The sequence below is a fragment of the Verrucomicrobiota bacterium genome (genome assembly GCA_038744685.1).
GTDB lineage: Bacteria > Verrucomicrobiota > Verrucomicrobiia > Opitutales > Puniceicoccaceae > Puniceicoccus.
In genome coordinates this window covers 16,805-35,304 of record JBCDMB010000021.1, presented here as the reverse complement: position 1 = coordinate 35,304, position 18,500 = coordinate 16,805, and the positions used below count along the sequence as shown (strand labels likewise).

The following is an 18,500-nucleotide window of genomic DNA, read 5'->3' as shown; positions in this document are numbered from 1 at the left end:
GCTGAGCGTTTAAGGTTCGCTCTCTACCCATTCTCATCCGTCTTCCTCCTTCGCCGAGGCTTCGGCGGACAAGGCACGACGGATGCTACTGCGATTGAATTTCTTCACGCTCGCCCGGACCGCCAATCCCATTGGGACCCGTCCCAATTCCCCTTTCGATCGGAAAAACTCCGCCAGACTCGCTGTCGGCTTATTCCTCACAAGGTGATAGTATCGCTGCAAATGTAGCCGACGAAGCAAAGACCTTTCCTCTAGCACCCCCGACTCTCGATTCGACAGCAGGATCCGCGCAAGCCAACGATCCACCTCGGCTACTGGAATCGCTGGCTGTGGTAGATTGTCATAACAGACTGCATGATGAACCTCTTTTTCGCGATCACTCGGTTGAAGTCCCAGCCTCCCAAGTGCTCTCTCCCTGACGCGACGACCACCCTCCTTTTGCTGACGAACGTAGTCAGTCACCTTGACAGAAGGATCGTCGCGATATCGAAGCAATGGAACCGACAGATTCCCTGTGGCCGCAACCTGGCAAGTCCGCTCCCACAAATCGTAGTCTTCTGCTGTTGGGGATTCGTCGTACTGAAGATTGTGTGTTCGGAATGAATCCGTCCGCCACATCACCGTCGGGTGGAGAAAGCTACAATTGAAGAGCAGGTTCGCTCGAATCGATTCATGATCGAAAGGGACACGAAACGTTGCCTTACCCGTCTCCGCAGAAAGTGCTTGGGTTCCCAAAAGGGCCAAATGAGAGTTCTCCTGAAAATAGGCCACTTGCTTTTCCAAGCGCTGAGGTAGGCATTCATCATCTGAGTCCATCCGAGCAACAAACTCCGTCTTTACCTTCGTCAACGCCCGGTTCAGCGTCTTCGCAACACCCAAATTCTTTTCGTTTGGAACACTCCGGACCCGCGGGTCTTCGGACGACCGGGCAATCTCTAGCGACAAATCTGTCGAACCATCATCCAAGACCCACAATTCCCAATCGATATAGGTCTGCCGTACAATGCTTCGGATCGCACTCTCCAAATATTTCTCCCCGTTGTAGACAGGGAGAAGGACGGTAACCTTCGCGTTTTTCACTCCAAATCCTCATTTCTGCTTTCCCCTCTGCCGCCGCAAATCTGGAGGCGTTCATCATCTGTTCTCGAAGACTTTAAAATCTGAGAACCAAATCCAATTCTCTCCAACAGAATCAAAGCACCTACGCCAACCGCCGGTCCAAGAAACGGAAATAGGTAGTCGAGCCATCTTCCGTCCCAATTCGCAAAGAACAAAGCCGCCGGAAAAAAGGCCAAAACGAGATAAGTGAGAACCCAAAAATACTCTGAGCGGATCCTCCTCAATCCCAGAACAAAAAAGAGGTAGATTGGAACCAAGTAGACGACGGTTAACAACTGGTTCGGAATCGAAAACCCGGGTCGTAAAGGTACTAGAGAAACGCCAACCCTTGCAGACCACAATCCGATAACCTCCATCGGATGCTCCAGAAAATACCTTATATACTCTCCCCATCCGTCCCCATCCGAAGAATCAGCAGTTGGCATTTTGAACGACCAATCCTGCCATCCCCAAACGACGATACCTTGTTTCAAAAAATACACGGGATCCTCTACGAGAGATCCTGTCGCTACGTTCCGCATTCCCATACCAAGGAGCAGGCCAGCGAGAAGCAGAATCGCAACAGACACCTTTTGGGCCCACTTGTAACGCAAAAAGAAGATGAGGAGAAATACCCACAATACCCCCAACAGAACCCAGCCATTGGGACGAAGACTGGCGCCGACGAGTGAGGCAACCATTGAAATAAGAATCCACCTTAACCTGTGATCCGTCCTCCATGCCAAGAACCCACCTACCGCGAACAGGCTCGTGGTGATAAAGGGGCCATCTGTCATCACGTAAAGGTTCCACTTCCAAACCCCGGGATACAAAACTACGAGTCCACCTCCGAGAATCGAAGCTGCTTTCCCAAAAACTACCGAAGATTGACATGTCCAAAAATAAACTCCTACCGCACAGGACAGAATTTGACCCCAAACAATCCATCCAAAACCGAGACCCAGCCACTCCCGCAACGGGACGAGTATCATACTGTAGCCGAAGTAGTTTCCTTGTTTCCCCTCAAACGAGCCGCCTGTAGCCAAATTACTCGCACCTGATAAAAAACGTTCGCTGTCTCCCCCTAAACGCGGTCCGAAGTAAAACCACCCGGCAAGAGAAACCACCAGGAACCCACCAGTGACTGCCAGCGCCACAAACCTATCCGACAGTTCTTTCGACACCCTCAAAAACGCTCCGATGCGATTCGATCCACATTCGACGGTCAAAACGCTGCTCCGCACATATGCGTGCGCCCGCCTGATATCTAGATAGATCTTCAGACACCTCTCTAACGGCCCTCGCGAAATCATCTGGATCCGAGGGGGTCTCCCGTTCAAAATTCTCATCCGAAGAGACACCTACTCCTGCATCTCTGGCTACCATTTCGGGCAAGCCTCCACTAGCCGCATAAACAACGGGCAATCCTGAGGCCAGTGCCTCAGCGACCAAGCGGGGGCAGGGATCCATGACTTTTGTGTGCAAGAGAACGTCTGCTGATTGAAACAAAGCCGGTGCCTCCGATTGTGAATAGCGTCCACAAAAATCCACCCGCTCCCCTACCCCAAGGGTCTCAGTCCATTGTCTCGCTTCCTCAAGCGAAGCCTCTTCCGAGTCACCCCAGCTGTAAGCCCCACAGATCTTCATACTGAAGCGATCGTCAAGCCGACTCAATGTCTCCAACGCTACCCGGACACGATAAGCGAACTGGTGAGTGCCTGCGAGGAGAATACTCACAGACCCGTTCCCGCAAGCCCCATCTTTTCGAGGTGAAAACACCTTTAAGTCCACTGGGTTCAAAAGTGTTTGCGAATCATCGCACTCCTCTACCTGTAACCACTCCAAGGCACCCCTCCGACAAAACTCTGACTGATACACCACCGCATCCGCACGATTATGAACCCATGCAGACCGCCTGTTTTCATCCTCCCATCCTTCAGGCTTCCAAGCGGGATAGGCGACCCCATTCTGGTTGAGAACTACTCTAGCTCCAAAAAACCGCGCCACCATTACCTGCCACCTCACGGTCCATGGGTAGCAGCTACTAATCAGGTAGAGTGTATTTGCCCGCCAACGACAATTTGGGAATACCTCCGAAAGATCCTGTAGCTTTACGATCCCGCCGGACGCCGGACCGTCACGAGAAGGAAGTCTCTCGTACCCGTAGAAAACCAAAGGCGAGGGAGATGGAAAAACCCGACCAAGAAAAAAACGAAACGGTCCCTTTAGCAGAATCTCAAACGGACGCTCGACCCACCGGTAGAGAATTCTTTTCACCCTACAAAACCTTCGAAGAGCTTCTTCCAGAGCGGATCCTGAGCCCGGTAGTCATTTGCTGCAGCAGTCTTGAATCCGGCTTTCCGAATCTGCTCGAGATCGATTTCCTCACGAGCAACCTTCAAAAGAGCATCACACATCGCAGAAGTGTCTTCCGTAGGAACCAAAAGACCGTTTACTCCGTCCTGGACCAAGTCAGTTGCCTGACCAACCGGAGTCGAGACAATCGGAACGCCCGTCGCCATCGATTCCAGAATCGCATTCGGCCCACCTTCCTGACGAGACGATACCAAATAAGCGTCCAGCGCAGGATAGAGAGTTTTCACGTCCTCGGGGCGATCGAATATTCGATGCAAAAAAGGAATCCCCCTCTGTTGTAGACCATCTTTGACGTATCCCCGAGCGGGACCACTCAACAGAACAAACAAATTTACGCTGGCCTTGGAGAGTTTTGCGCAGGCTTCCACAAAAAGATCCGGCCCCTTGATCCACTTTGGCTCGTTTCCCTCCCCCCAGCCATTCCCATCCTTCTGAAAAGAACCAACCACAAAAGCCTCATCCGGTATCCCGAGTGCTGATCGAGTTTCTAATCTAGTCTGCGAGCTAGTGGGACGAAAGACGCGACCATCAATACCGATCGGAATTCGATGGATGATATCGGGCGAAAGCCCAATGTTAACCAACGACTCCTCCATCGCTCGGTGAGTCACCTGCACTCTCTGTAAACAATCACGATGCTTCTCAATTCGGGAAAACAATTCGTCGAACTCCGGATATCCCGTATCCGGGAGACCGTGGAACATAGCAGTCGCGTTTCGATGATCATTATACAGCCAATCATCCTTCAGTAGACTAAACTGACTTCCCCAGAAGATGGACTGCCGCTTCGAATGGCGTTGCCAGTAGTCCTTTTCACTTACCGGCAACCCGAGGCGTCGGGATATCTCTCCAACGGCCTTCATTTCTACATCAATCGCCCAGCCTGCATTGTCGCGGACGAGGATCAATCTGGAATGGTCTTTCCAAAAACTACTTCGGACCTGAAGGACCTTAGCGCCAACTTGCCGAATCATACAGCCTAAAACGATTCTTCGACGCTGAGACTACGCTCGTCTCACTTCCAGCACCTTCAAGTAGGCTCCAGCGATCTCGCTAATCGAAGGAACCTCAATTCTATCCGCGAATAACTTCCAGTCTTCTGCAATCGTTTCCAGGGCAGCGGGAATTTCCTCTGGAAAGTCAAACCCGATCCCGGCTCCACCGATAAGTTCCGGATGTCCACCACTACGCCGGTAGACACACGGTAGGCCAACCGTTAAGGCTTCCACTACCGAATTCGAACAAGGGTCATCTTTACTCGCTGTCAGAAACACGTCGGCCTCTCGAAGATAACGTGCAAGTTCAACACTGGACACCGGGGGCACATGTTTGGAGTTTTCGAATTTCATTTGCGCCCTTCCTACAAACGTGAATTCGAAGCGAGACTGATCGAGGTTTGCGTCCAGCCAGCGAAAGACATCCAGACCTTTGTTCGGGTTATCGGACCAACTTGCTGCGACAACTCGCAACGGTCGACTTGAAGAAGGTGCTTCTCCAGACCGTGGAAGGAAGATCCCACGGTCCGCTGCATTAGTGATTACCGGCCCGTTGCCTTCAATCAAACCGAGTCTCCGATTCTCCAAGCGACTGAACTCAGATTGGAAAATGGTTTCTTTCGCAAAGTCCCGATTGAGTCGCGAAATTACCGAATCGGTTCCGTCATCGAAACCTCGGTAGGTTTGTAGTGGACCGTCTACCCGGTGGACCACCCTCACTTCTCGTTTCACCAGTCTTCGAAACAAAGCTGGGGTAAAATTGTAGCTGTTGATGAGAACTGCATCGGCGGAATCCGGAAGGCAATTTACCGCGACGTCAATTCCCTCGCGTTCCCATTCAGCTTTCAACGCTCGTAAGAATTGATGTCCACCACCAGTCGGAGGTGGAGCAAAGTCATGAAACAACGCGACTCGTGCGGAAGAAGACTGCGCTTTGATCCGTCCTTCCCGAACTCGTTTCTCTAGACGGAACTTATTCCGGATTCTTTCCAGCATGGCATTCGATTCTCATCCGCTTGGCAGCGGATGCTACAACCGAAGCGTAGCATCGGCAGCCATGCCGATGAATTGCTCTTCTCAACCAAAGACTCCCTTACCGCTCACCTCAAAATTATAGATTCGCCAGAACCGCATCCAGAAATCCTCCAGTCTCCAATCGATGTCCGCATATCCGGGGATCACGCATCCAGAGACTTCCCATTCTCTTCGATCTTTGACCAAATTCTTCCGAAGTGGATTTTCAAGAATGTAATGGCACGTTGAGGTAAAGGCTTCTCTTTCCCGCTCCTCCTCTCGCAATACATGATCTTGAGGCTGATGCTGCCATTGCGCCGGTGCTAGGTCTTTGGCCAGATTGCGGCGCAAATACTCAGACCCGAGACGGAGATCTGAGTCCTTGGTTACTCCCAATCCAAGCCAATGAAGGTGGTCTGGCATCAAACAGTAGGCGGGAACTAGAAATCTATGACGGAAGGCCGTGTGAAAAAGGACTTCCCTAAATCGCTGATGAAAGTCTTCTCCTAACCATCCCTCTTCGCGATCTTGAATCGAATAGGTCCAGAAGACCGCTACCCGACCTTGGTAGAATTCAGGGGCTAGTCGAGGAAGCTGGGACTTATTCTGCAAGTTGGTTAATTCTCATCCACTTGGCAGCGGATGCTACACTTGGAAAGGAGCATCGGCAGCCATGCCGATGATCGATATACCTCTTCATTTCTTCCGCACCACGCAAAGATCCACCGTCTCAGAATCTTCACCCAGTGTGCCATTCTGGACTATGGTTTTTTCGCGGATCAACCGAAGGCATTCTTCGCGTTGCACCAGTGACCCAGGATGATCTAAGCCAGTGCCCTCGGAGAGAATGTAGTCAAAAAGAAGCACCCCACCCGAACGCAGGCGTTCTAAGAGGTAAGAAACGACCTCCCTCGGACTCTCCAAATGTTCCAATACTGTAGTCAGGATAATCGCATCGAATTTCTCGTCACTCTGCAACGGATCCTCGTAATTCTCCATCTCAATCGTCGCAAAGGAAACCCCTTTGTCATTACGGTACAAATACTTTGCATAGTGGAACGGAAAATTCGGAATATCGGCCAGAACCCAGGACTGTTGCCAGTGAGAATAGAACTTGCGATAGGAATGGTAGTAAGGCGCAGCGGAACATCCATATTCCAGCACTCTCATCTTTGGTCCAAGAAATCGCCAAATCGGAGGATGTTCATAGGGGGTTAGGGCAAATCGCTCCACCTGCTGAAAAACCTGATACACCTGACCAGGTTGCTGCCAGTTTTCAAGGTGCCTTGCCGCATCCGCCCACTCGAGGCGCTCTGCACGCTGCTGGCTCCGCCGATAGTCATGAGCCAGAAGGAAGAAATCGAGTGTCTTCCAGATCGGCCTCCCTCCAAGAACCTCAGTCCAATAAGAGCGAAAATCCGCAAGCCAGCCGGAGATAAATCCATTGGTAACCAGCGGCTCGTAGAGACCCATTTTCCGTAGGAATCGGTAGGTTAGATGTCGCAATTTACCACGCCAAGCCGGAAGGGAACAACAACGCGTCTCCCGAGGCAATGCATCAACCATCCGATGAGCCTCCGCGATATCAATGCGGATATCCTCGAAGGAATTGCCACCAGGAAGGCGGGGAGGACGGGATAAGTTATCGGTCATAAATGCGACAGAGAACTTTGAACATCGAACACTGAACATTGAAGGAACCTTATTCTCATTTTCCTGTCCTCCGCTCGGCGGTGCGAATGCTCGTCACAAAAATCCGTGTCAATTCATCAACCTCCCGAACAAGATCATCAAGGAGCCTATCATTCTCCGTTAGTGGAACTTCCTTGATCAATTGTAGCCACCTTGAGGTCTCTCGTAGTTCTTTGAGGCAGATCCTTAGCTTGTGTATAAAATCCCTTCGAGACTCTGCGGCTTGCGCTTCACCATGATTCGGGAATGCAGATGTTCCAGAACGAAGAAGTTGTGATGCAACATGGTTTCCTGCACGACTCGACGTCATTTCGTCGGTCAGTTGGATAACGTTAATAGAAAACTTAAGTAACCTCTTCTTCAGGTCATAGCTTTCTTCAAGAATCCACCCTTGAGACTCTTCTGCGGAATAAGGTTTCACTGTGTTCGACGTTGGAAGTTCGACGTTCAGTGTTTTCCTTCTCTACATCCGCACCTTCGACAGCCAGTCTTGGTTCACTAGATACCAATCGACACACTGCTGAACGCCTTCACGAATTCCCTCTTTCGGCTTCCACCCCAAGAGCTTTTCCGCCTTGGAGATGTCCGCCCACGTTTCCATGATGTCCGCCTTGTGGAAAGGCTTGTTCTCGATGACCGCCTTCTTTCCCAGCATTTCCTCAATCCACGCGATGATCTGTTTCAACGAGATCGGGTTGTTTCCTCCCCCGAGATTGATCACCTCATACCCTACTGGTCGAAGGGCCGCGATTGTCCCTCGTGCGATATCATCGACGTGAGTGAAATCCCTCGACTGCGAACCATCTCCGAACAGTTCCATCGTCTCACCCTCGTTAATCCAACGGATAAAACGGAAAACGCACATATCCGGACGACCCATCGGTCCAAAAACTGTAAAGTAACGACATACCGAGATATCCAAGTCGTAAAGATGACTGTAGCTGTAAGCCAATGCCTCTGCCGCCTTTTTGGATGCGGCGTATGGTGAGATAGGCGTATTGACGGGTAGATCCTCGGTAAAAGGCATCTCCTGCCCCGCATAGAGCGAAGAGGTCGACGCCAGGACCATTTTTTTCACGCCCTTGTTCTTCATACCGTCCATGAGGTGAAGAGTTCCCATGGCATTGGTCATCATGTAGACGTCCGGATTCTCCATACTGTATCGAACCCCGGCTCGAGCAGCGAGGTTGAGAACTGCATCGAACGAATGCTCTTCGAACAAACCGAGCACCGCGTCCTTGTCCTCGATATCAAGATTCCGAAACGTAAATGAGGGTGCATCAAAATCAACGGCTGGAATCTCCTCGGATTCTGAACGAACACTTTGATCGATTCTTTGAACGACTTCCGGACTCGATCCCGTCTCCTTTCCTATGATCGCCAGTCGATTCAACTTTAACCGGCGATCATAATAGTCATTCAGGTTGTCTACTCCGACCACATAATGCCCCTGCTCAAGAAGCATCCGGGCCGTGCGCGAGGCGATAAATCCGGCTGCACCAGTAATTAGATATTTCATTTCTTTTGAGAATTCAGAATAGAGGAGTCAGAAGCCCAGAGAGAGTTAGCGAACATTCAACTCTAAACGCTCAACGTCCAACGTCGAAAGGGTGATTCCCATTCGATGTTCCACGTTGGAAGTTCGATGTTCGACTTTCGCCATCTCCATAAACCCTCACGCTTTCCAATACCTCTTCCCCGGCCTCCTAAGGCAACTACGAGTGTCAACGATTGGTGTTTCGACATCCGAAAAGTCGAAATTCAGGTATTCCGGATGATGAGTCGCCACGAGAATCAGATCGTAATCGTCAGAGATTGGTGCCGAACGCCTGCCTGCAAACTCCGAAAAGTGGCGGGAAGGACGAATCTCTGGAACGTAAGGATCGTTGTAGAAAACGGAAGCACCTTTATCCTCTAATGATTTCATCAGGACGTAGGATGGAGACTCTCGATCATCATCCACGCCGGGCTTGTATGCGATCCCGAGCAGTAAGATCCTCGAACCTCGAATTGCTTTCCCATCCTCATTTAAAACTTCGCCGACCCGTGAAACCACGTGGTCCGGCATGCGGGTATTAACCTCCCCCGCGAGTTCGATAAACCGGGTATGCATCCCATACTCTCTCGCTTTCCAGGTAAGGTAAAACGGATCAATCGGGATGCAGTGCCCTCCCAACCCCGGGCCGGGATAAAACGGCATGTACCCAAATGGCTTTGTGGAGGCGGCTTCGATTACCTCCCAGACATCGATCCCCATTTTCTCGTATACCACCTTGAGCTCATTCACCAAGGCGATGTTAACGGATCGGAAAATGTTCTCCGTCAACTTTGTCGCTTCGGCTACACGGCAGGAAGACACCGGGTGGGTTTCATCGACTGCAAGGGAGTAAATCTCCTCACAGCGCTTGAGACAGGCTTCTGTGTAACCACCCATAACCTTTGGAATGGTCCGCACCGAGTGGTCCGTTCGTCCCGGATCTTCCCTTTCCGGCGAGTAAGCAAGGTAGAAACCGTCACCTGCTTTCAACCCAGAGCCTTCTTCCAGAACCATACGAAGGTCTGTATCCGTCGTTCCCGGATAGGTCGTACTTTCCAGAACCACCAATTTGGGGATTGCATCCTCTGTCATCGGCTTGGCAGTCGATGCTACGCGAGTCTCCTCGCTGCTGCCTTCTGAATCCTGACTCCCCAGAAACGGAGCGATCGCTTTTCCTGAACTGAGCACAAAGGAGAGATCGGGATCCCGGTGAACATCGAGAGGAGTGGGAACACAAATCAAGACAGCCTCCACTTCAGAAACCCTGGAAAAATTCGTCGACGCGATGAAGGCACCCTTTTCATTCAGGGCACTGATCGTTTTTCCTGGTATGTGGCGGATGTAGCTCTCTCCGTTGTTGAGCGCCTCCACTTTTGCTGGATCCACGTCAAGGCCAATGACTTTAACGCCAGCTTCTGCAAAACGAATTGCGAGGGGGAGACCCACGTAGCCTAGTCCTATGATTGCAATTTTCATCTCAAAGAAGAGGTGCGCAGGTAGTGTCTACTTGGTAGCCCGTCGGCCATTCAATCTTCGAAGAACAGAGCAAGCTCTAACCCAGTCTTCATTTCACTTTTCATGGGACATCGAACTAACCAAATGTTCATTCGATAAAAGCCAGTTGGCGTATTCCAAGTCTTTCTGACTCTTAATCTGAAGACTCTCTTGCCGCGTCATTATTATATGGCCGATTCGACCCTCGTAGAGGTTGTCCTCCCTGAGAAAGTCCCTCCAGGACGCATGCAAGGCACCATTGTCAACAAACAGTGCCTCCCGCTCATACCTCAGACGATCAATCATACCCGGGTTGAGAGGAGACATACCGTTCTCCCCATGTTGAAAATGAAGGTCAAAGTCTTCATACGCGCTGAAGACATTGTCTACCCTGTAAAGTTTCAGCGTGTCGACCGCCTCCTGAATGTGAGCGGCTCTTCGAAATGGAGAGTGAACACTAAGGACCACAACAATGTCGGGAAAGACGCTGTGGACACTTTCCAGCCGCTCAACAGCAGCAACGGCAAGCTCTGATAAACGCACGTGCGAATCAGATAACTTCGGGTCACGGAGGTCCGAGAGTACACCCTCTTGATTCCGACAGTATTCAACAACTGCGGCATCATCGGTCGACACGTAGATCGTATCAAACACTCCCGTCGTTCGCGTTTCATCCAGGGTGTGATCGAGGAGCGTTTTCCCGCCAAGATAAGAGAAAACCACATTCGGCATTTCCTTATAAGTGTTTCTTGCAGGAATTACCGCGACAATCCTCGGACTCACTTCTCCACTTTCTCGGGAAGCCAGAGACCGCTTGATTGTTCGCCGGGCCGCAAGAAGCCGTTCCTCGTTACGGCTCATGGAAGAACCATGCTGTCGGTAGTAGAAGAGCGGAGTTTCGACATTCGCCACTTCGTGACGGTCGAGAACCTTGAGCCACAACTCGTGCCCATCCTGAGAATCGTGATTCACGTCGTAACCACCAACACTTTTGAGAATTCTGCGCCGAACCATCGTGCACGCTCCATGCGCGGGTAGATCCAAAACCTTGGATTCTTCCCCAATCAACTTTCGTCGCTCAATCCCTAGAAATCTTCCGCCCTCGTCGATATAAACCCAATTCGGAAAGACCAACCCGACTTCAGGATGCCTTTCCAGATAGTGGGAGAGCACCAGAAGCGCGTTCTCATCCAGAAAATCATCTGCATCAAGACGCATAATATAGCGTCCTCGTGCTTTCTCGATTGCTTCATTGGCACACGCCCGGAGACCCCGTGATTCCTTCGTTGCAATGACAAGAATCCGATCAGGATCTGCTTTCGCATACTCTTCCGCGATTTCGGCCGAATCGTCACTTGAGCCGTCATCCAAAACAATGAGCTCCCAACTATCCAGAGTCTGCTTGAGAACGCTATCCAAAGCCTCTCGTAAGAACCGTCCATAGTTATGACTGGTCACGTAGACTGTGACTAAGAACGGACTTTTTCCTTCGTTACTCATTAGACCTCTTTTAAGAAATCCCTGACATTCTCAAGAGCCCCCAGCGCTGCCTTGGTTTGTGATCCAAAACTCACGCCCGCGATGTGTGGAGTGAGAGTGACTCTATTTCTAAGGTAAAGCTCATAAAGCGGAGACTCAAACGGCCTCCCGTCCACTTCACCAGTGACCACATCAGCCGCGTAAGAAACATCTTCCCGCTCATCAAGAAACACAGCTAGCTCGTTCTCATTAATGATCTCTCCGCGAGAGGTATTGATCAGATGGGCACCAAGGGGAAGCCTCTCAAGCAAGTCACGCCCGACCATTCCCTCAGTCTCATTCGTCAAAACCACTGTAAGGATGACAATCTGGGATTCCTCGAACAATTGTTTGATCGAATCAATCTTTCCCGGAGGTTCCTTCTTGTAAGGATCAAAATAGCGAACATCGGCCTCCATCGCGGTTAACCAGCGAGCGACATTCGACCCATTGCGTCCCATTCCAACGATCCCCACCTTTTGCCCGATTACTTCGCTCCCCCGCATAACCTCCTCGCGGTGGCGCCAGCGCTTCTCGTCAAGTTCGAGAAAAGCCGTGCGTATCTTCCGAAGCGACGAGAGCACCAACAAAAGGGTGAACTCCGAACTCGCTCGAATGCTTGCAAGCCGAGGCCGGTTGTCCAGCAGCGACCGGACGGCCACTCCCTTCTCAGCGAAAAAATCGCGGTCAATGTGGTTCGATCCTGTGGAAGGCGTTGAGATCAGCTTTAGGTTGGGAAACGCCCTCAACACCGAGGCCCTCGCGGTAAAACGTTGTCCAGGATTTGGAATCCAGCAAGTGACTCTCTCGTCAAACCCGAGCTCATCCTCTTCATTGATCAATCGAAATTCTAACGGATTGTCCCGTGTAAGCTCCGCTCGAAATTCGGGTTCAAGAAACTCAAATGGAGCGGAGAAAAGATACATCAATCAAGTAAGTGAGAGGAAAATTGGAGAAGAGTCGAAAACTACCCGAGACGCCAGCGATTCTTCTCCTTCCGACAAGTCAGCTGACAAAAACTCGAAGTCGTTTTTTGAATTAATTTCTGGAACTGAGTGGAAATGGAGTGTTCCCAGAAACTACCTCTAGAAAACTAGCTCAGAGGAAACTCTCTACCCAAAAATCCAGGCATAATCCTTCTGAGGTTGAATAGGTCAAACTCACGCCGATTCACCCCATCGATAGCGGAGGGAGAGCATACGACTTCCGAGTTCTTCAAACATTCAATAACGCCTTCGTCGAAATGATCTGCCTGACCTTCTGGATAGCTGAAGTGACGTGGTTTTACTCCAGTCTCCCGTCGGATTGCTTTAAGCGACTCTGTAATTTCCCTCTCCATCTCAAAAGGTTCAAGCCGGGTAAGAATATTGTGATTCATGGTATGCCCTCCCACGGTAAAAAGAGGATCTCCGTTGAGTCGTTTCGCCTTTTCCCAAGTCATGGCCTTGTAGTTCCCAGACGCATTCACATCCGGCTTCACTCCAGCGGCCTCTACGAGTTCAAGAACAACTCGATCTTTCTCGGCAGCCTCGGATCTTTTGCAGTAGTCCTTAATCGTTTCCAGTGCTTGAATCCGAAGCCGCTGACTGCCCAGAGAAAATGAAATCGGTTCAGCCCCGAGGGCTATTTCGATCTCCTCCTTCTCAGACCGGTTTAAGACGTCTTCAATTTGGTCCACCCAGAACATTCGTCCGGTTCCGACGATACCAGTGGACAGATAAAAGACTGCAGGAACTTCGAGATCACTGAGGATGGGGGCCGCAATGTCATGATTGTTCTCAAAACCGTCATCAAAACTCACGACAACAGCATTCGCTGGGTATGACTCACCCGCTTCGTGAATCTCAACGACCTCATCTATCGAGAGCGGATGGTATTTGATAGAAACCAAGTTCATTTGCTGCCGAAAGTCGTTCTCAGAAATGTGTTTTCCGGAGTAATTCTCGATGCCTGCGCTCCGCAGTCTGGTGACCCCGTGGTAGAGAAGGATGGTCAGATGATTCTCCATGCCTACAACCGAGAGCAAAAACGATCAAAACGGTCTGCGGCCAAGTTTCTCAAGTCACTCGGCATGAACGTATAGTAGCGCCCTATCGACTTCTGTTTCGTGGTCTCAAGAGTCCCTTTCTCGAACTTTTCTAAACTACGAATCGACATCTCCGTAGCCAGTTTCACCCAAGCGACCCGAAGCTCTTCAATCTTCATCCCCCGCCCTAAAAATACAGGCAACGCTTCAACCAGATCACCAGTATCGAGGGAGGGAGCAACCTTGTGTAAAGTCACTCCAATATTCCGATACTCGGCGTGAAAAATAGGCCATAGATCCGTATCCAGCCCACGATACCTCTCCGCAAATCCCTTGTGGATATTTAGGAGTAAAGGGAAGCACTGAATGACACTCGTATCGAGCTTCCCACAACCGAATACAATTCCGATATCCGCTTTGCGTTCTTTGATTGCTTGGACCGCTGCATCCGAGTTGAGACTCTTGAATTGAAAGTAAGTTAACGATGAGGGATCCTCTAACGAATACTCACCAAATACTCGTTCCTCATAAATCCTCTGGGAATTATCAAATCTGCTCGTGACATCAAAAGGTGGTTTGAGAATTCCCGTCTCGTAGAAAACGGAATCGATCTCGAAACCGGCCTCCAAGACTCGATGAATGAAATAGGTGTGGTGAATTCCTTTGGTCGACAGGAGGACAAATTTCATCTCAAACGCCCAAACTGAGCTTCTTCTCGATGTCCCGTCCCAGTCGAACCATCTGCCCAAACTCTTCTGGCGTCGCACTCAAAGCGTGATCCCGAATCGTCGTATCGGATTTATCAAGAGTCAGGTGCTTTTCGATGATCTTCGCTCCCCGAACGATCGCTATCAGTGCAGTCTCTATCCCAACTGTGTGATCGCTGTAGCCTGAGTATCTGGATTCTTCAAAGTTCTTAGGAAGTTCAACCATATCCCATGGTTCGCTTGGATAGATCGATTTGCAGTAGAGGTAATGAACTTCGGAAGAGTCTATCGGAACCTTGCTCTCATCTCCCCACATCCCGAGGGAGATGATCGTATCCCTATTCTCTGCGACAACCTTTTCAACAAGATCCGGATCATCCTTTACCGTTCTCGAGGCAATCTTGAAACGGGTTGCCCCAGCCTCTTTCACCATCGCATAAGACTCCTGAGTAAACACGGAACAGGCAAATTCGATTTCGAAGTAATCGCACCATCGTTTGAGTTTTAAGAGTCTCTCCGGGTTGAGATGGTTAATCTCGTCCTTCCCCTGACGCCAACCGCATTGGAACTTCGCGATATCCGCACCCGCATGCTTCGCCTGCCTGATCATCTCATAGGTGAGGTCAAAATTGCCGTTATAGTTCAGTCCAATTTCTGCGATATAGAGCATGGTTTCTTCCTTTGTTCTAACAGTTATTTCTGGTTTCCCATCAGCGGTATCCACTCCTGATTCTCCTCAAACACACGGAGGATCGTATGCATTCCAAAATTGGGGTCATCCTTTACCGCGACGGAGTAGATCTTTCGAATCAGATCGAGATTAACGCCGTAATTCACAGCAAATGTCAGTTCAGGTCGATTGAGCTCTTGCCATTTTCCTGATGCAGGGTAGTACCCGACTTTGAAATGCTCCGGGTTATCGAAGATGTATTTGGTAGCGTGCTCACGGTGCTCCTCAGACGCGGCCAGATCCTCGCACTTTTCAAGGCAGGCCATTGTCATCACCTGAACCCGTAACCCAATGGGAAATTTGGGCATCTCTTTTGGGGCATGCGGAAACTCGGTAGTCACACTAGAAACAAAGTCACAATCGGTTCTGCGAAAGAACTCTATCACATCTTCTACCATCTCGGAATGCACGAGTGGATTATCTCCCATTAGGTCCAGAACGATATCAGCCTCCGCGAAGCGAGCTGCTTCTGTGATTCGCCCTAGGACATCATCGGGAGAACCGCGAAAAAACCTCACTCCACGACTCTTCGCAAACTCCTCCAACTGATCGTCTTCAGGAAGAGTCGAGGTCGCAATGATGACCTCATCGACCGAAGGAGCCAGACTTACCCTTTCGATAATCCGACCTGCCATCGGCTCACCGCAGATATCCATCAGAGCCTTTCCAGGAAGCCGGGACGAGCCCATACGAGAGACTACTATCGCTACTGTATTTTCACTCATAAACGAGAAAACCTATCCTGTCTCTGCCGCTAAACGCGACTCTAGTTGTTCCATTAAGTTAGCAGAGAAGCTAAGGTCCGTATTCCTTCGTGGACCTGCAAACTTCATTAGATAATCCTCCCTAGCCTCTTCCTCGAACCGAAATTCATCCAGTCGGAAGCTGTCTAGATTACGAGCTGCCTCTACACTTCCCATGCGTGTCACCACTCCTTTCGATTCAAACATTCCATCGAAGAAGTGCATGGTTTTTGCATGAATTTCAGTGTCAAAGCCGGGGATGGTAAGGTTTAGAACAGGTGCCCCTGCAAATACAGCCTCTGGCATACCAGCAGTATGAAATCCGATCATTAGATCTGCAATACAAGCCAACTCCAGGGCAGAATGGGGATAGTAATTATCCTCTGTAACAACCCCATCAGCGAAACGAGTGAAAAGACTTTCCTCCGGCCCCTGGTAATGTCGCAATTTCACAACAAGCTGTGCATTATTGTGGTCTACAAAATCCCGAATCGAGCGAAGCACGGTTTCTTCGTTGCAATACGGAATCGTTAAACCACGAAGGCCATATCCTCTCAACGCCCGGTATCGAAATCGCACCTGATCCCGTTGCGCGAAAATGCGATCCCAAGTCCCATAGTACCCCCTACCCAGTGTTGGGGTAGACCAAAGACCAATCACAGGTTTTTCCGGATTCAAACGCCTCCGCCGAAAGACCTCGTCCCGATCAATCAGGGAAACACCATCCAAGAGAGGGTATCCGGCCACCAGAGTCTTACACAGAAAATCCTCAATCATTGATTCAGGCCATTCCTTGCCGAGACGCGGCTCCATCAACGGGCGGTAACGGTTCCCATCGATTCCCATCTCATCACACCTTCTGATCCACGGACAATAATCCACGGTGTGATCAAGGATGCAGGCATCACGTTCCCATTCGGAACGGACGGAGATAAAATCCGTCGCCGCCAGCATGTTTGGTCCCCACAGCCGTCGCAAGGTATCCGTAGTAGCCACCGTTAAGTAAAGGAATTTTCGCCTCTTCCATTCTTCTCGGTCTATCCACTCATCCAACGGAAGGTCTATGCTAACCACAATATCGGCATCTGTGCGGCTTACTTTTTCCCAAAGCTCTTGCTCAGAATGGTAAGAGTCGTAACTGGGAGATCCGTTAGCCCATTTCGGAAGCAAAGACTCATCCGGTCGATTCGACGAAAAATTGCTCGTGCTCTCATTGTGAAGGCAAACCACCTCATTCCCTCGACTAAGAACTTCATCAATTATGGGAGCTACCGTCCGATACCAGTTGAAACGGAATATGGGGAAGAGGAACTTCATTCAGAAGAGCCGAGAACACTAAACGAAGGATTACTCGGCCCTTTCATGCGGACTGGTTCGTTTGTGACTCAATATGGATGCTCATATCGTGCTTAATTCTCCCGTTCTCTTACCAACGCGAAAACCGAAAAAACCTTGCGTGAATTTTATGAAGACGGTTCTCCCCGCGACGACTTCCCCGAAGACTCAACCAAGTTCTCCTGAGACGTCGGAGAACTCCTTGAAATCTCCTTGTCCACTTGGACTTCGTTTGGTCTTCCTCTAGCTCGTATCCCTCTGATCGTAACTGCTCGGCAATCGGGGAATGCTCTAGCTGGTATCCAATCAAATGAGACACATCCGAAAGGTATCGACATTTCCAGAGATTATTCAGGTCAACATAGGCTTCCGAAAGCTCATCAGGGAGTTTTTCAAGGGGGGAAGTCGGAAGAACCTCGCTACGCATACAAGCAAAAGCCACGAATGACGAAAAACCACAGCCAACTAAGCACACACTCTGTGCGAAGAGAAGATTATCTGCGTAGTCCAAAACAAGTTGCGACTGCTTTATATCCCCCAAGCTAATAAAGTCATCGACAGTCCTCACTCGATCACCCAGATATTCAGCTGCCTTTGCCCGCAGCCCAACCGAGTTTGAAGCCACATAAAACTTCGAATCAGGCTCCGCCCTTCCCTGCTGACGAAAAAACGCACCCCAGAATGAAGTAGGGTATCCTTTTCGAAACATCCACTCAATCTTGTCTTCCACGTCTCCCGCTCGGCAATGCACTCCCGTTCCGGGCCCCCACGATCTCAACTCATCAAGCGCTTCATTGACCGGCTCGCAATACGGGGACCGAATCTGAATTTCTCCCACGATTGTGGCAAGATCGTGCAAAACTTCCCCTGGATCCTCTTCGTCGATAACGCAAAGGAACGGCCAAGTAAATGTTTTGGCTCCTTCGGCTCCGCCTTTCGCTTCTCTCACTTCGATGCTCTCTCCCCAGCCGAAAACCTCTGAAAAAGACTCCCGATATCCGTGGTCAAGATTCCCGCCAAAATCGCCCGATTCCCAAAGCCCCACCGGTGCCGGAAGATTAAGAGTCCGAGAGACCCGAATTGCATTGGCAAAACAACTAAGCCGGGCAAAAAGACCATCGTCCCGATAAGCAAAAAGACGGCCTCCTGATAAAAGGTCGTACACTTCTTCTGCTTTCTTATGAAAAAATGGAATGTCTTTATACCGGTTCATTTGCCGTTTTGCAGTCCGCTAT

The 18,500-nt window shown here is 50.2% G+C and carries 18 protein-coding genes; all 18 read right to left on the bottom strand.

What is annotated here, in order from left to right:
- Window positions 1-33: 33 nt before the first annotated feature.
- The 18 genes from AAGJ81_11795 to AAGJ81_11710 all read right to left on the bottom strand — a co-directional run bounded on the left by AAGJ81_11795 (window position 34) and on the right by AAGJ81_11710 (window position 18,478).
- Window positions 34-1,080, bottom strand: a complete 1,047-nt coding sequence (locus tag AAGJ81_11795) for a glycosyltransferase (protein MEM0966823.1) — start codon at window positions 1,078-1,080, stop codon at window positions 34-36.
- On the bottom strand, window positions 1,077-2,282 hold the full coding sequence (locus AAGJ81_11790; protein ID MEM0966822.1) for a hypothetical protein: 1,206 nt from the start codon (window positions 2,280-2,282) through the stop codon (window positions 1,077-1,079). Before AAGJ81_11790 ends, AAGJ81_11795 begins: the two co-directional genes overlap by 4 nt.
- Window positions 2,260-3,375: a glycosyltransferase family 4 protein gene (locus AAGJ81_11785; GenBank protein MEM0966821.1), complete on the bottom strand. Its 1,116-nt coding sequence runs from the start codon at window positions 3,373-3,375 to the stop codon at window positions 2,260-2,262. The genes AAGJ81_11790 and AAGJ81_11785 overlap by 23 nt, the downstream gene beginning before the upstream one ends.
- The gene (locus AAGJ81_11780; GenBank protein MEM0966820.1) at window positions 3,372-4,448 is read right to left on the bottom strand and encodes a glycosyltransferase; all 1,077 of its coding nucleotides are present in this window, start codon (window positions 4,446-4,448) and stop codon (window positions 3,372-3,374) included. Before AAGJ81_11780 ends, AAGJ81_11785 begins: the two co-directional genes overlap by 4 nt.
- 30 nt (window positions 4,449-4,478) lie before the next feature.
- Window positions 4,479-5,465, bottom strand: a complete 987-nt coding sequence (locus AAGJ81_11775) for a glycosyltransferase (GenBank protein MEM0966819.1) — start codon at window positions 5,463-5,465, stop codon at window positions 4,479-4,481.
- 81 nt (window positions 5,466-5,546) lie between these two features.
- A complete protein-coding gene (locus tag AAGJ81_11770) occupies window positions 5,547-6,095 on the bottom strand; it encodes a hypothetical protein (GenBank protein MEM0966818.1) in 549 nt (182 codons plus the stop codon).
- 84 nt (window positions 6,096-6,179) lie between these two features.
- On the bottom strand, window positions 6,180-7,136 hold the full coding sequence (locus AAGJ81_11765; GenBank protein MEM0966817.1) for a methyltransferase domain-containing protein: 957 nt from the start codon (window positions 7,134-7,136) through the stop codon (window positions 6,180-6,182).
- A gap of 55 nt (window positions 7,137-7,191) precedes the next feature.
- On the bottom strand, window positions 7,192-7,596 hold the full coding sequence (locus tag AAGJ81_11760; protein MEM0966816.1) for a four helix bundle protein: 405 nt from the start codon (window positions 7,594-7,596) through the stop codon (window positions 7,192-7,194).
- Between the two features lie 42 nt (window positions 7,597-7,638).
- Window positions 7,639-8,694 carry an NAD-dependent epimerase/dehydratase family protein gene (locus AAGJ81_11755; protein MEM0966815.1) on the bottom strand — a complete coding sequence of 352 codons (1,056 nt, stop codon included), beginning with the start codon at window positions 8,692-8,694 and terminating at the stop codon, window positions 7,639-7,641.
- Between the two features lie 156 nt (window positions 8,695-8,850).
- Window positions 8,851-10,188, bottom strand: coding sequence for a nucleotide sugar dehydrogenase (locus AAGJ81_11750; protein ID MEM0966814.1), 1,338 nt, complete (start codon window positions 10,186-10,188; stop codon window positions 8,851-8,853).
- Window positions 10,189-10,281: 93 nt separating this feature from the next.
- Window positions 10,282-11,706, bottom strand: a complete 1,425-nt coding sequence (locus AAGJ81_11745) for a glycosyltransferase family 2 protein (GenBank protein ID MEM0966813.1) — start codon at window positions 11,704-11,706, stop codon at window positions 10,282-10,284.
- Window positions 11,706-12,650, bottom strand: a complete 945-nt coding sequence (locus tag AAGJ81_11740; GenBank protein ID MEM0966812.1) for an NAD(P)-dependent oxidoreductase — start codon at window positions 12,648-12,650, stop codon at window positions 11,706-11,708. Before AAGJ81_11740 ends, AAGJ81_11745 begins: the two co-directional genes overlap by 1 nt.
- A 167-nt stretch (window positions 12,651-12,817) precedes the next feature.
- The gene (locus tag AAGJ81_11735) at window positions 12,818-13,732 is read right to left on the bottom strand and encodes a polysaccharide deacetylase family protein (GenBank protein MEM0966811.1); all 915 of its coding nucleotides are present in this window, start codon (window positions 13,730-13,732) and stop codon (window positions 12,818-12,820) included.
- A 2-nt stretch (window positions 13,733-13,734) separates the two neighbouring features.
- Window positions 13,735-14,439 (bottom strand): formyltransferase family protein, encoded by a 705-nt coding sequence (locus AAGJ81_11730; GenBank protein ID MEM0966810.1) that lies wholly within the window; start codon window positions 14,437-14,439, stop codon window positions 13,735-13,737.
- A gap of 1 nt (window position 14,440) precedes the next feature.
- Entirely contained in the window at window positions 14,441-15,127 is a 687-nt protein-coding gene (locus AAGJ81_11725; protein MEM0966809.1) for an N-acetylneuraminate synthase family protein, read from the bottom strand.
- A 23-nt stretch (window positions 15,128-15,150) separates the two neighbouring features.
- Window positions 15,151-15,912 (bottom strand): glycosyltransferase family protein, encoded by a 762-nt coding sequence (locus AAGJ81_11720; protein MEM0966808.1) that lies wholly within the window; start codon window positions 15,910-15,912, stop codon window positions 15,151-15,153.
- Between the two features lie 12 nt (window positions 15,913-15,924).
- Window positions 15,925-17,247, bottom strand: a complete 1,323-nt coding sequence (locus AAGJ81_11715) for a hypothetical protein (protein MEM0966807.1) — start codon at window positions 17,245-17,247, stop codon at window positions 15,925-15,927.
- A gap of 109 nt (window positions 17,248-17,356) precedes the next feature.
- Window positions 17,357-18,478, bottom strand: coding sequence for a hypothetical protein (locus AAGJ81_11710; GenBank protein MEM0966806.1), 1,122 nt, complete (start codon window positions 18,476-18,478; stop codon window positions 17,357-17,359).
- Between the last annotated feature and the right edge of the window lie 22 nt (window positions 18,479-18,500).